Here is a 13,771-nt window from a genome sequence, read left to right on the forward strand (position 1 = left end):
ATAAGCCGCTTCCTTTCCTAGCGTCGGCGGTCGAACGTGTAGCGAATGCTATCGCCCGCGATGTTCACCACACCGTCGGCCTCAGGGCCTAGCGGGTTGGGCAGGATGTCGATGGTCGTGGCGCCGGCTTGACCCACATTGGCCACATAGGCGATCACATAGCGGTCGGCCGCGCGAGAGCGGGCTACGTCCCGCGCCCACCGTACCTCGGTCTCTCCCATCTCGAACTGGCAAGGGTCTTCGGTGCTCGCCTTCACCTCGATATACCAGACCTGCTTGTTGAAGCTGATCCGGAAATCATAGCCAAGATTGTCCCGTCCTTCCTGGCCGACGAAGGCCCCGGAATTACCCGACACCCAGCACCGGTCGATATCCTGACCAGGCTGCCGAGCCTTCAGCCAATGATAGACCGTGAGCTCGCCCAGCCGGCCGATCATGTCCTTCTTCTCTTGCGGTATCCCGCTGTAGGCGCCGCCACCGCCTCCGCCGCCGGATCCGGATCCCCAGCGCCAGCTGCGGCCGCCGCCACCAGCGGACAGCTGTGCAAAGCTGCCGATCGGCCGGTTCAGAAGCTTCTTTGACAGGCTGCCGGCCAACTCGGCGGACAGGCTGAGCCAGTCCACATCGAGCGGGTCGCGCAGCGTCCCATTGAGCCGCACCGATCGCGCTTCGCGACTGCGTCGCTCCCGCTCCTCCCGCGCCTTTTGCGCCGCCGCTTCAATGTCGGTTTCGGGGACGCCCAACACCACTCGGTCGAGACTATGTTTCATGCCGGAGGGCCAGGCGCCGAGCTTTTCCAGCCACATGAGGAGTTCGCTTTCATCCCACTGGCGGCAGTCGAACGCGCCCGCATCATCGAGCCTGCGGCGAAGCTCCGTCTCCACCTGCCCGGCGTCGCGCCACAGGTCACCAACCGAAACAGAATGCCGCACGCCCCAGGCGCGCACCAGCGGCGGCGCTGTACGAGCTACCTGACGCAGGATAGTGGCGTTGCCGGTGCGAACGGCCGCGAGATCGCCCAGCCCTTCCGGATTCTCGCCGAGTGCCGGCGCGCCTGTCGCTGCCAGCCATGCCGCCACATGAGCGGCCAGGAGTGGCTCGGGTATCCGCTCATATCGTAGGAGCCAGTCGGGATCGGGCTTGAGGGCGCCCAAGGCTTCGAGGGCCGTCTTGTAGCGCGGATCAGGCGTGAACGCGAGCAGCGTCGGCGCTGTCAGATTGCGAAGCGCGTCGACGATCAGAATGCGATTGTCCGCCACGTAGAAGTCGAGCTGCTGCTGCTGGCCCTCCGGGTCGACGTCCGGCGCGCTTCCCGTCGCAACCAGGCTGGCATTGAAGCTCCCGAACTCCAGGCCCAGCCGTTCGCGCAGCTCCCCTGTCGAAAGCGAAGCCCTGGCCGCCGCCACGATCTCGTCCACGCTGCTCACCGCAGGCAACAGGGATCGCAACTGCTCGGTCGCTACGCCCGCATCCTCCAGCGCGGCAGCCTCGTCTCGCATCCAGGTCTCGAATGCGCTTTCCCCGCCATGGTGGAAGACCACCGCACGAAACCAGGGCGCCAACCGGTCCAGCCGTTCGCCCAGCGCGTCGCGCGCGGCTTCGCCCGCCTGTTCGGTGAGTTCCAGCGCGCGGCACAGACGCAGAAGGTCCCCCTGACCTGAAGGCTGATCGTCGACCGCCACATCGTCGAGCAGCAACTGGCGAGCCAGCAGCTTCATGTGAGGGACAACGGCCGGATGCCGGATAGCCTCGCCGATCGCCGGCAACGCCGCTTCGATCTTGCCCCAGTCGAGCGGGCCGGTTCCCATGACCACAAGCAGTGGCTCGCCCTCGGCCCGCTCGAACTGATAGGCTCCGCGCGCAGTGGGCGGCGTCACATCCTGGCCGTTCAGCAGGAAGCGAAGCGCGGCGGTCTGATGAAGCTCGAGCCGGTCCAGCGTTTGCAGAATGGCGGCACGGTCCGCCGGCAAGCGATTGAGATCGACACTGTCGAGGGCCTCGAGCGCCACGGCGAGCATCAAGCGGAGCCAGGGGCAGCAGCTTACCAACTTGGGGCCCAGGCCCAGTTCTTCGAGAGGCGATCCATCGACCTCGATCGCGTAAGCGAGCTGCGAGGTTCGCCGCACGACGTCGCCGTACAGCTTGTGAAGGAGCACGCCCACGCGCTCCGGCTCGGCCCCGCGGACGTCGAGCAGCGGATCGCCCAGCACCTCGACCAGGCTCGTCGCGATCAGATCCGTGCTGTCTCGAACATAGATCGTCTCGGCGGCACCGGCCGCCACCGTCGCAACGCCGAGCTGACCGCGCCTGCGCACCAAGAGCGCCGCGGGCGGCTTTCCCGGCGGCACGGTCGTATCTTGCGCCCCATATTTCTCAACAAGCCGGGCCCAGCAGCGCGCATAGATGTTGACGAGCTCGCGTTCGTGAAACCGGCGGACGCAGCCTTGGGCGAATTGTTCGGCCAGAAAGCCTGCCTGTTCGAGCAACGTGTCGGGCGCATTGAAGGTCTTGAGCCCGGCATGCTTACGCAGGGTATCGACGACGGCGTCGGGCGTTCGGTCCAGCGCTCGGGCGGCCTTGTAGGAGAGGCGGCGAAGAAACGGCGGGAAGCGATCACTTCCGCGCGCAAGCCAGACCTTGGCGCCTTCCTGCCGCGACCGCTTGAGCCCGTCGGCGCCCGGCTCTTCGCAGGGCAGCCATGCGGCGGATCGCAGGAAAGCCGCTAGCGGCGTGGGCCAATCGCGATTGTCCGAGCGATGATTGTAGCGATGCTTGACCGGCATCCAGAGATGCCGGTGCACAGCACGCCCGATCCAGGCAAGAACGAGCTTGGCATAGGCGTCGAGCGCCTCGTCGCTGAAGGCGTCGACATCTGCTTGCCCTGGCATCCACCACAGCGCCCCGACATCATAATCGGTCGATGTAGGCAGCCCAAGCGAAACTCCCGGCCGGGTCGCGATGTCCTTTTTCAACAGAGATCCGAAACTGTCAGGGAGCCCGAGATCCTTGAGGAAATCGAAGCTCGTCACCCGTCCGGCGCTGACATAATGCTGAAGCTCCTTCGTCCGCGGCTCGAGGCCTCGCTGCACCCCAATCCCGATCAGAAAATCCGTCCAGTCGTCCACGAACCGCGTTCCAAACACGGCGGCGGACGGCGCGGCCAGCCGGCGGGCGCGCACCTCGTCCAGATCGGCGGATCCCGCAGGCGCGAGCTCGAGAAATTGCTGCAGGTCATAGCCAAGGGTGCGGTCGGGCCAGGCCGAGGAGAAGACCGCCTCCGACGCGCGGATGAATTCGCCATCGATCGTCGGCACGAAGAGGCGATAAGCGGAAGACAGCGTGACGGCTCGCTTGATCGCAACCGAGCGGCGCCAGATGGCAAAGGCCCAGCGCAGTCCCGCTGCCCTGACCTTCTTCGTCTCGTCCCGCTCGAGAATCTGCGAAATGCGGGTGAGCAGCGCCTCGCTTTCGAATGCCGTCGCCAGATCCTTCTCCAGGAACTGACGAGCGGCGGCGAGCTCCCCATACCAGGGCAGTCTGTCGTGCAGGAAGGCGAAGAATTCGCGCAGCGGGGCTGGCGGATAGAAATCCTCGCCAATGCTGTCTTCGGCATCGCCGCGCCGTGGCGGCACAAACACCGAAGCTTCGCGCGGCGCGCGGCGCGTCCGGCGCTTGGGCGTCTCCCCCCGCGACGGCTCGGGTCGCGCTTGCGATCGCGTGGCGCGCAGCGAGCCATCCTGGCAAATCAGAATCGCCTTGCCCGCCAGTGTCGAGGCATCGCCTCCCATGAAGTCGGACAGGTCGCGGTAAAAGGCGGTCCAACGCGTCCAATCAGGCCTGCGCGGCTTCGCGATCGCCCTCGCCAGCCCCTCGACAATGATGGCCCGCTCCGATGCGGTCATGCGATCCTTGAAATGGCCGCCGGCATGGCTGCGCAGAAACAGCGCCAACTTCTCGCTGCGCTGCTCGCCAAGCCCCGGCCAGAAGGGCGCGAGGCCCGCGGACTGCCCGTGCCGCGCGATCACGTCGAGCGAGAAGGACGTGTCGGCGCCCTGCACACGGCGCGAGCCCGCCGGACTGACAAAGGCAACCGGCCCGAAGGGGGGCCGGGCGAGCGCATCCCCGGTCCAATCGGCCAGGCATGGAACGAAGTCCGCATCCGCCAGCGAGGACGCCCCCCACTGCCGAACAATCGCAGCGGTCATCGCGGTGCCGAGGTCAATCGCCTCCTCGCCCTCGCCATCGCTCTCGCCCTGCAGTAGGCTCGTCGGCGTATTCCAGAGCAAGAGGTCGACAGCCGCCCGCACAGCGGTGAGGAGGGGGACCTTCGCTTCCATTTGCGCAGAGCCATGTCGCTCCAGCCAGGCCGCCGTCGCGGACGCTAGCTTTACCGCATGATCGAGCACCAGGGCATTGACCCGCACGGCAGGGTCGAGGCTCGTCCGGTTCGAACTCGGAAAAAAGCTGCCGTGCAAATGGCCGCGGAACGGAGACGTGGCGCCGCGCCCCATTGGCAAGAAGGTGTAAAGACGAGGGTGAAAGTCCGGCATCGTCTCGCCGATCGGGACAGCAACCGCTACCTCGCCGCTGCCTTTCCACCCCTTCCAGCTCTCCGGAAGTGCGCCACTTTCAAGGCCCTCTGCAACCGCCGCCTGCATGTCGCTCTCGGGGATTTCCGCCCGGGCGACCCAGAAGGAGTCGTTTTCGCCCAAATCGACCAAAGCTGGACCTTGATCGTCTTCGAGCGGCGTCTCGCTCCGGGAGAGTTTCAGGTCGAGCGCGTCCTCCTTGATCCGGTCACCCTGGATTTCTGCGCGCAGCGTCGCAATTCGGCGCAGGAACAGCAGCATCGGCGCTTCGGCCTTGGCCAGGCCCAATATCTCGGCGCGAACCACATCGAGGGCAGCCTGGTTGCGCAGCGGCAATCGGATCACGCTCGAGAATCCCTTGCGCGCGAATTCCTTCACCGTGTCCGGCGTCTGGTCCAGCCAGCGAGGGATGTAAAAGGCTGGAAGGTCGGTGCGCGCGAGCGCCCGCGTGGCCTCGTCGGGAAGCAGCGGATCAAGTTCGCTGCCGCGGGCGAAGGTGAAGCGATAGCCGTCGAAGAGATCACCCGGACTGTCCTCGGTCAGGCGCGAATAGATTTGCGGAATATCGCTGACGTGCCGGACACTGCGAAAGCCGAGGCCCTTGTTGCCGACCGCCTCGCCCGGCGGCTTGCTCGACAAACCCATTTCGCAAAGCGCGTCGACATTCCTGGACGCAAAAGGTTGCCCTCGATTGGCGACGTAAAGCGTGCCGCTGTCGCCTTCATCACCCGCGAGCAGGACAGCGATCTCTCCATCCCGTCGCGCCCGGTCATGGGCGTCGTGCCCGTTCTGGATGAGTTCGATCAGGAAGCGGCCGTGATAGTCCGCGATGATGTGCTGGGAAAGGCTCTGGTTCTGCTTGTGGACGGGGTCGTAATAGACGCCGTCCTCGTCGATCGTTCCGCAGAAACCCTTGATCTTCCGACTTGCGATGCGCTCGATATGGGCGCGCGGCGGCAACGCCGCCAAAAGACTGGCGCGCTCGGACAAGGCAGCTGGGCTGCGGTCTGGGTCACTTACGGTTGCGATCGGCTTTCCCCCTCCGCGCACGTTGCCCATGCGCCGTGCTACGCGCAAGGCCGGCGAGCGGCATCTCGGCGGATGGCTTGGCATCGGGTTTGACTTGGGGGCACAAGGGGGACATCATCACCCGATGCAGATGCTGCGTCATCACTTCCGGTTCCGCCACCACGGGGGACAGCTTCTCGCGGGCATTTAGCCCCGGGTTCCGGCGCATCCTGCCCCGAGCCCGGGGCTCGATCAGTACAATGTGACGCACCACTTGGATTGGTGCGCCTTGTCTCTATTCCGGAAAGCCATAGCCATGACCAAGACCAAAGCGGCCCGCCGGCCGCCCATCCATATGATCGACAGCGAAGCCGATATCCTGGCCGATCTGGCCACCAGCGCCGCCAGCCGCCTGCCCCAGGTCAGCCAGTTGCTGCTGGAGGAACTGGGACGCGCCACCATCCACAAAGCTGAGAGGATTCCGGGCGACATTGTCACGATGCACAGCGTGGTCCAGTTCACGGACGCGGCGAGTGGTAAGGAGCATCGCTACCAGCTCGTCTATCCCAAAGACGCCGACATCGCCGAAGGACGTATATCCATCCTTACACCGGTCGGTGCCGGGCTCATCGGCCTGCGCGCCGGACAATCCATTCTCTGGCCCGATCGCGATGGACATGAACGGCTGCTCACCATCGCGAAGGTAAGCCGCGAGCCGCTGCCGCTTAGCTAATGACTGTGTTACCTAGCCGGGCGCCGCGCGCACTGCTCCTGCACTGGAGGCCTGAATGCGTGTAAACACCGACAAATCTATGAAATTGGCGCGTTACGTCAAAGCCAAATACGGAACATGGCAGGCTATGCGCAGGGCTGCCAGGTTGGAGAATGGCATTTTCATCATCGATCGTGGCGCCGCCGGCGGCGAGGAAGCGAAGGCCCCCCACCCGGCAAAGTCGATATAGTCAGTCCCGGCCTAGGCGCTCGCCGCAGATCGTCGACCGTATTGCGTCGCCGAAATGGCCACCTGCAACGATAGCATGTCGGGACCTTCATCAATCAAGCGCAATCTGCACGAACACCGAGCTGCGACAATTGAAAGCTTTTCCTCTCAGGCAGCCCTGCTGTAACTTGCATTGGACCACACAACCCGGAGCATTGCGCATGTTCAAACGGCTGAAGCAGCAAATGCGCAGTGCTCCGTCCCGAAGGTGGTGAAGCTGCCCGGGCAAACGAAGACAGCCGCCCTGGTCATCTCCGATGACGAAATTCGAGCGGCTTTCCGCCAGGCAACGCTCAATCATCTGGCCGACGTCCACGGCCTGAAGCCGGTCTACCGCTCCGATCTGCAGTCTGAGAAGGCTTTCAAAGCGGCCCAGGCAGACATGCCTCTCATCGCCGTCTGGAACGAGCACCAAAGGCCGGAGGGCCTAGCCTTCTCCCTTTCGGTCAATATGCTGCTCGTGAAAGCGGCACTCGGGGAATATATGGAGGAGCTCGATCCCTGGTTCAACGAGGAGTGTGCGCGCATAGTCGCCGATTTCAAGGATCTTACCTATAATACGATCGTGCAAACCGCGACCGAAACCGGATGGACCCCCAGCGCCATCTGCGCAGCACTCGCCGGCAAGCCGAACGCCTGAGCCAAGGCGATGCCCCCAATGACCTGCTAGCCGACGGCATCCGCGCGAAGAGCGCCCCTGCCACCCCCACCCCTCTCACCGAAGACACCACGATGGCCTTTCGTACAGCCTCGCATTAAGCGCTTGAGGGTGTTCGCCCTTGGGAGAAATCATGTCGAAGATCGATGAGAAGCTCGAGCCCGTGCTCGATCAGGTCCTGCGCCGGAATGCAGGAGAGCTCGAATTTCACCAGGTCGTGACCGAGGTCCTCGAAAGTCTGGGCCGCGTCGTCGCGAAATATCCCAGCTATCTCGAGAACGCCCTCATCGAGCGGATCTGCGAGCCCGAGCGCCAGATCATCTTCCGCGTCCCCTGGGTCGACGACCGGGGCCAGGTCCACATCAACCGCGGCTTTCGCGTACAGTTCAACTCGGCACTCGGCCCCTATAAGGGCGGCCTGCGCTTCCATCCGTCGGTGAACGTCGGCATCATCAAATTTCTCGGCTTCGAGCAGACGTTCAAGAACGCGCTCACCGGCCTTCCGATCGGTGGCGGCAAGGGCGGCTCCGACTTCGATCCGCGCGGCCGATCGGACGGCGAGATCATGCGCTTCTGCCAGTCCTACATGACCGAGCTTCACCGGCACCTGGGCGAATATACCGACGTCCCCGCCGGCGACATCGGCGTGGGCGGCCGGGAAATCGGCTATCTGTTCGGTCAGTACAAGCGCCTGACCAATCGCTACGAAGCCGGTGTCCTTACCGGAAAGGGCCTGGTCTACGGCGGCTCCCGCGCGCGGACCGAAGCAACCGGCTACGGCGCGGTGTACTTCGTCGAACGCATGCTCGCGACCAAGCAGCTCACCTTCGAAAATCGCCGCGTGGTGGTGTCGGGCTCGGGTAATGTCGCCATCTACACCGCCGAGAAGATCACCGAATTCGGGGGAAAGGTCGTCGCCTGCTCGGACTCCAGCGGCTATGTGGTCGATGAGGCCGGCATCGATCTCGCGCTCCTCAAGGAGGTCAAGGAAAGCCGCCGGGAACGCATTTCGGAATATGCCAGGCTCAAGGGCGACGGGGCACGTTTCTCCGATACCGGCTCCATCTGGGATGTCCCCTGCGAAATCGCCATGCCATCCGCCACTCAAAACGAACTCACCGGCCGCGACGCCAAAGCGCTCATCGAGAACGGCTTCCTGGGTCTCGCCCGTGCCATCATGCTCGCTATTCTGGCTGTCAGGGCATCGCGTCCGCACCGCGCGCCCCAGCCGCCCGCCATCGTCCCGGGACGCTTCGTCTCGGTGCTCATCCCCGCCTTCAACGAGGCCATGGTGATCGAGCCTTCCGTGCGCCGGGTCCTTGCGAGCACGCAGGTTGAGGTCGAGGTTATCGTCATCGACGACGGGTCGACAGACGCGACCAGCGCAATCGTCCGACAGGCCTTCTCGGACGAACCGCGCGTGCGCCTTCTCACCCTTGAAAATGGCGGCAAGGCACGCGCCCTCAATCGCGGCCTGGAACTCGCCCACGGCGAGGTCATCATCGCGCTCGATGCAGACACGCAATTTGAGCCCGAAACCATCGCGCGCCTGGCGCGCTGGTTCGCCGATCCCGCGATTGGCGCCGTCGCCGGCAATGCGAAGGTCGGCAACCGGATCAATCTCGTGACACGCTGGCAGGCCATCGAATATGTGACGGCCCAGAACCTGGAGCGCCGCGCGCTCGCGCAGTTCGATGCCATCATGGTTGTACCCGGCGCCGTCGGCGCCTGGCGCAAGACGGCGCTCGCGGACGTCGGCGGCTACCCGACCGACACGCTGGCCGAGGACCAGGACCTGACCATCGCCATCCAGCGTCACGGCTGGCGGGTCACCTATGATACCGATGCGATCGCCTGGACCGAGGCCCCCGAAAGCTTCCGTGCGCTCGTCAAGCAACGATTCCGCTGGGCCTTCGGCACGCTGCAATGCCTGTGGAAGCACCGCGCCGTCTGGAAAACGGGCCGCCCGGCCGGTCTCGCCTATGTCGGCGTGCCGCAGGCCTGGGTGTTCCAGATCGGTTTCGCGGTGATCTCGCCGCTTATCGACCTGGCGCTGGTCGTCAGCCTCCTCACGACAATCCTTCGGGTGAGCCAGCACGGCTGGGCGCAGACCCAGAGCGACGTGCTGCGCATGGCGGTTTACTGGATCCTGTTCACCGCCATCGATGTCCTGTGCGGCTGGATCGCCTATCGGCTCGAGCGGCGCGAGAAGCGCTATCCGGCATTGCTCCTGGTCGCGCAGCGCATCGTCTATCGCCAACTCATGTACGGCGTCGTCATCCGCGCGATGGTCAACGCCGTCCGCGGGCCATGGGTTGGCTGGGGCAAGCTTGAGCGAAGCGGGCGCGTATCCACTTAGCGCGCTGGAATCAGGCCGCCATTCCCCACGGTTGTCTGAAGCAACGGCGCCTGGATGTGCGCTCGACTGTGACCGGCGACATCGACCGGTTCAGTAGAGACTTCTGTCGCAAGAAGTAAAGCAGGTCAGCTTCACCTTTTGGTTCCATGACAAATGGTTAACGTGAATTGCCCGGTTGTCGAACCTAGTATCGTCTTCGCGAGTCGCATTGCAATCCCGCTGCGCTCGTTGGAAGAAGGACCAGGACGATGAAGACCTTCATGCTTGCCGCCGTCCTCGCGATCGGCGGCGTAAGTGCTGCAAATGCCGCCGAACCGGCGGGCGACTATCCGCTGTGTTCGAAGACGATTACCGACGAATGCATCAACCCCTCGCAGGCGCCCCGGGCGACAGCCCACAAGGCCCATCATGCCCGCCATGAAGCGAGCCGGCTCCAGCACAAGGCGGCCACCCAAGGCAATTGACCTGCCGCTGACGGGGGCCCGCGCAAGCGGCCCCCGAAGCCGCAGCGAGAACCAGGGGCATGCTGCCAGCCGTTTTCCGGATCGCATTCTTCGGACGCCGATGCTTCGCCGGCAAGCTTCAGTAGCGCGACTGCCGTTCGTAGAGCTCACGATAGTGCTGGATCCGCGTCACGCGCAGGCCCGGCAAACCGGAGCGGTCGACCGCGCGCTGCCAGCCGGCGAACTCCTCAAGCGTCAGGTCATAACGGTCGCACACCTCACCGATCGTGAGCAGCCCGCCATTGACCGCCGCGACGACTTCGGCCTTACGTCTGACGACCCAGCGCGACGTGTCCGGCGGCGGCAACGTCTCGAGGCTCAGCGGCTCACCCAGCGGCCCGATCACCCGCGCGGGGCGAATTTTCTGCCCTTCGATCATCCTAGCTCTCCCGCGATTTGGAGGAGCCGATAGTGATCGGACAGGGTTTCCAATGTCTGAGCCAAGGGGCTTAACAGACCATTAGCCGTAGCGGCGCGGCGCATTTCTCGAACCTGTCATCGCCGCCCATAGCCTCGAGGCCAGGGCCACTGGACGGCCCAGCATCCGCCGCGCGGCTCGGTGGCGAACGCCCTGTCATTTGCGCACCCCGCGATGCGTGCTACGCTCGGCGGATGAGCGGCCTTCCAGCCTTTCTCCGGTTCGCAGCGCACGGCGGCACCCTCATGACGCGCCTGCACCCCTCGGCGCGGGCCTGCCTCTAAGCCAGGCGGGACACGCGGCCGGGGTGCGACAGCCAAGGCTCGCTCGAGCCTCCCGAACGATGCGTCCCCTCAGCGGACGCCCACCGACTGGACCTTCTTCATGAACAGCCAAACCCCCGCGCAAGACACGGGGCCCCTCCTGTCCGCCCACCGTCCGGCCATAGAGACCGCCATGGCGCAGCATCTCGCAAGCGGGCCTGCGCCGACGGAAGCGGACCAGCACGCCGCCCGCGACTTGGTGGGCCTTCTCATCGCCGCGCTATCGTGCGCCGGCAGCCCTCGCGCCGATCCGCTCGCGATACCGCGACCATATTACGCCCTGTTTGGAGACGGTCTCGCGCCGGTGCTCAGGGACGTGCTCGCCAGCGATGCCGATGCGCCCCTCCTCGCGCGCTGCATCGACGGTTTCTGGGGCGCGATCCGCGACCGGGAGCAGGCCGTCTGATGCCGGCCAGACGCCAATATGGAAGACAAGGAAGCCAGGGACGGGTAGGACGATCCGATGACGTCTTTCCTGCCCCAGCGGCGACCTGAGATCGCGATCGATTTCGGGACCGCGAACATCCGCGTCCTGCGCCGCGGCGACGGTCTCGTTTTCGACGAGCCATCGCTTTGCTGTGTCGCCGGCAAGCACAGCATGACCAGCCTCTTCGCCGCCGGCCGCGAGGCCTACGCAATGATCGACCGCACGCCAGCGGCCCTGCGCATCGCGCGGCCGCTCTGCCGCGGCGTGCTCCAGGACATCGATGCGGCAAAGCGGGTGCTTCGCTATGCGCTGTCGAAGTCCACGGGCAGGCGCCGCTGGCGCACGCCTGCCGCTATCATCGGCGTGCCCGCCGACGCGACCCAGGCAGAGCGCGGAGCGATGCTCACCGCAGCGGCCGACGCGGGGCTCGGCCCGATCACGCTGCTCACCGAGCCCTTGGCCGCCGCCATCGGGGCCGGGCTCGCGGTCGATGAGCCCGCCGGGTCGATGATCGTGGAATGCGGCGCGGGAACGACCGAGGTCGCGGTCTTCTCGCTTGGCGGGATTTGCGGGACCGGATCAGTGCGGATCGGCGGCGACACCCTCAATCGCGCGCTCGCCGACCAGGTCCATCTCCAGCACAAATTCCTCATCGGCGATCGCTCGTCCGAGCAGCTCAAGCTCGACTATGTCGCGCATAAGGGCTCACGCAGCGCGCAAGGCGATGCGATACCTGTCAGCGGACGCTGCCTGCGCACCGGCCTCCCCAAGACGATTGCGATCAAGATGGCCGATCTCGACCGGGTCGTCGAAAAGCACGTAGCCCAGATCGTGAAGGTCGTGCGTGACGTGCTCGGGCAGACCGCGCCCGACCTTAGCCAGGATATCCATGACAAGGGCATCCTGCTGACGGGCGGCAGTGCTCTCGTGCCCTTGATGCGCACTATGATCGCGGAGGCGACGGGGCTTGAGGTCATGACGGCCGATGAGCCCGCGCAATGCGTCGCCAAGGGCCTGGAGCGACTGCTCGACGCTTGAGCGGATCCAACTCCGCTGTCGATCCAGGGAAAACCGAACAGACCGGCGATGCAGGAGCCCTGGAGGCAGCTGACCGACGCGAGCGGGCGGGCGGGCGAGAAACTTCTTCCCCGTCGCTGGGCGGAACGGGTTAGCTCGCGTCAGGCTTTGGCAACAGCGCCGTCGCCACGCCCAACAACGGCAACCACGCGCACAGACCATAGACCCAGACGATACCGTAGTGATCGGCCAGTTGGCCAAGGCCTGCCGCACCGATACCGCTGATCCCGAACATGAGCCCAAACATCAGGCCCGAGACCATGCCGACCCGTCCGGGCACGATCTCCTGCGCATAGACGACAAGCGCGGCAAAAGCCGAGGACAGGATCAGTCCGATGATGACCGCCAGGATCGCGGTCGCTGTCAATCCGACGTGGGGCAGGATCAACGCAAAGGGCGCAACGCCCAGGAACGACACCCAGATCACCGCCTTGCGTCCGATCCGGTCGCCCACCGGACCGCCGGCAAAAGTGCCGAGCGCGACCGCCGCCAGGAAGCAGAAAAGATAGAATTGCGACTCCCGTGCCGTGAGGCCGAAACGCTCGATCAGGTAGAAGGTGAAGTAGTTGGTGAACGCGCCGATATAGATGAACTTGGCGAATAGCAGGACGCCCACAACGCCGAGCGCGCACGCGACCAGCGCCTTGTTCAGAGGCTGGGCCGCCGCCGCCGAGGCGGAAGCAGCGCGAGCCTGCGGATGATGCAGCCGCCAGCGCGTGACGAGGAACAGCACCCAGATCGCGGCGATGGCGGCCAGCGCAAGCCAACCGACCGAGGTCTGCCCGAACGGCAGGATCACGGCCGAGGCGATGAGAGGGCCAAGCGCGGAACCGCTGTTGCCCCCGACCTGAAAGCAGGATTGCGCAGTTCCGAACCGGCCTCCCGAGGCCATTCGCGCCACCCGCGAGGCTTCGGGATGAAAGGTCGCCGAGCCGATGCCGATCACGGCCGAGGCCATCAGCAACGTCTCATAACTGCCGGCGAGCGCCACGCCGGCGATACCGATGAGGGTCACCGCCATGCCCGCGGGCAGCAGCCAGGGCTTGGGATACTTGTCGGTGTGCAGCCCGATCCACGGCTGCAGCAGCGAGGCGGTGATCTGATAGACCATCGCCAGCCAGCCGATCTGGCCGAACGTCAGGTGATATTTCGCCTTCAGCATCGGATAGATGGCCGGAAGCACCGACTGGATGAGATCGTTGAGCAGATGGGCCACCGCTACCGCGCCAACGATGCCGGTAACGAAACCCTGCACGTGCGGCGCGCGGTTTTCGCCCGAGGGAGCGGCGGGCGTTGTGCTGACGATCGGGGCGGCGTTGGTGGCCATCGAAACTGCTTTCTTCTTAAATCTGCGCAACCGCCTGTAGCGAGGTGACGAGCGTCCCGCTTCGCCCTATGGGTCATTCGTT

The 13,771-nt window shown here is 65.0% G+C and carries 10 protein-coding genes; 7 read left to right on the forward strand and 3 right to left on the reverse strand.

All coding sequences use genetic code 11. The features are described from left to right. Positions 1-17: 17 nt before the first annotated feature. Complete coding sequence (locus tag SBA_RS24575) at positions 18-5,579, reverse strand: DUF3883 domain-containing protein (protein ID WP_165362024.1); 5,562 nt, start codon at positions 5,577-5,579, stop codon at positions 18-20. Between the two features lie 334 nt (positions 5,580-5,913). Here SBA_RS24575 and rnk point away from each other — a divergent pair, with 334 nt between their 5' ends. From rnk to SBA_RS24605, 5 genes are all read left to right on the forward strand, one after another. Next, a complete protein-coding gene (rnk, locus tag SBA_RS24580; protein WP_008831986.1) occupies positions 5,914-6,330 on the forward strand; it encodes a nucleoside diphosphate kinase regulator in 417 nt (138 codons plus the stop codon). A gap of 55 nt (positions 6,331-6,385) precedes the next feature. Continuing rightward, on the forward strand, positions 6,386-6,559 hold the full coding sequence (locus SBA_RS24585) for a hypothetical protein (protein ID WP_179443507.1): 174 nt from the start codon (positions 6,386-6,388) through the stop codon (positions 6,557-6,559). 171 nt (positions 6,560-6,730) lie between these two features. After that, positions 6,731-7,237 carry a hypothetical protein gene (locus tag SBA_RS24590; protein WP_261937533.1) on the forward strand — a complete coding sequence of 169 codons (507 nt, stop codon included), beginning with the start codon at positions 6,731-6,733 and terminating at the stop codon, positions 7,235-7,237. A 151-nt stretch (positions 7,238-7,388) separates the two neighbouring features. After that, entirely contained in the window at positions 7,389-9,614 is a 2,226-nt protein-coding gene (gene gdhA / locus SBA_RS25360; protein WP_008831984.1) for an NADP-specific glutamate dehydrogenase, read from the forward strand. A 248-nt stretch (positions 9,615-9,862) separates the two neighbouring features. Continuing rightward, positions 9,863-10,078 (forward strand): hypothetical protein, encoded by a 216-nt coding sequence (locus tag SBA_RS24605; protein WP_008831983.1) that lies wholly within the window; start codon positions 9,863-9,865, stop codon positions 10,076-10,078. Between the two features lie 118 nt (positions 10,079-10,196). On the opposite strand, the gene sciP is transcribed toward SBA_RS24605, so the two are convergent. Further along, the gene (gene sciP / locus SBA_RS24610) at positions 10,197-10,496 is read right to left on the reverse strand and encodes a CtrA inhibitor SciP (RefSeq protein WP_008831982.1); all 300 of its coding nucleotides are present in this window, start codon (positions 10,494-10,496) and stop codon (positions 10,197-10,199) included. A gap of 495 nt (positions 10,497-10,991) precedes the next feature. Between sciP and SBA_RS24615 the strand changes: the two genes are divergently transcribed. After that, complete coding sequence (locus SBA_RS24615) at positions 10,992-11,264, forward strand: hypothetical protein (RefSeq protein WP_008831981.1); 273 nt, start codon at positions 10,992-10,994, stop codon at positions 11,262-11,264. 57 nt (positions 11,265-11,321) lie between these two features. After that, entirely contained in the window at positions 11,322-12,323 is a 1,002-nt protein-coding gene (mreB, locus tag SBA_RS24620) for a rod shape-determining protein (RefSeq protein ID WP_008831980.1), read from the forward strand. A gap of 130 nt (positions 12,324-12,453) precedes the next feature. Here the strand turns inward: mreB and SBA_RS24625 are convergent, their stop codons facing one another. After that, the gene (locus SBA_RS24625) at positions 12,454-13,689 is read right to left on the reverse strand and encodes an MFS transporter (RefSeq protein ID WP_008831979.1); all 1,236 of its coding nucleotides are present in this window, start codon (positions 13,687-13,689) and stop codon (positions 12,454-12,456) included. Between the last annotated feature and the right edge of the window lie 82 nt (positions 13,690-13,771).

Origin of the sequence: Sphingomonas bisphenolicum (genome assembly GCF_024349785.1) — a bacterium.
GTDB lineage: Bacteria > Pseudomonadota > Alphaproteobacteria > Sphingomonadales > Sphingomonadaceae > Sphingobium > Sphingobium bisphenolicum.

Excerpts from the sequence above, each read along its gene's own strand:
- rnk (WP_008831986.1), top strand. The coding sequence starts at position 5,914 with ATGACCAAGACCAAAGCGGCCCGCCGGCCGCCCATCCATATGATCGAC.
- SBA_RS24585 (WP_179443507.1), top strand. The coding sequence starts at position 6,386 with ATGCGTGTAAACACCGACAAATCTATGAAATTGGCGCGTTACGTCAAA.
- gdhA (WP_008831984.1), top strand. The coding sequence starts at position 7,389 with ATGTCGAAGATCGATGAGAAGCTCGAGCCCGTGCTCGATCAGGTCCTG.
- SBA_RS24605 (WP_008831983.1), top strand. The coding sequence starts at position 9,863 with ATGAAGACCTTCATGCTTGCCGCCGTCCTCGCGATCGGCGGCGTAAGT.
- sciP (WP_008831982.1), bottom strand. The coding sequence starts at position 10,496 with ATGATCGAAGGGCAGAAAATTCGCCCCGCGCGGGTGATCGGGCCGCTG.
- SBA_RS24615 (WP_008831981.1), top strand. The coding sequence starts at position 10,992 with ATGGCGCAGCATCTCGCAAGCGGGCCTGCGCCGACGGAAGCGGACCAG.
- mreB (WP_008831980.1), top strand. The coding sequence starts at position 11,322 with ATGACGTCTTTCCTGCCCCAGCGGCGACCTGAGATCGCGATCGATTTC.
- SBA_RS24625 (WP_008831979.1), bottom strand. The coding sequence starts at position 13,689 with ATGGCCACCAACGCCGCCCCGATCGTCAGCACAACGCCCGCCGCTCCC.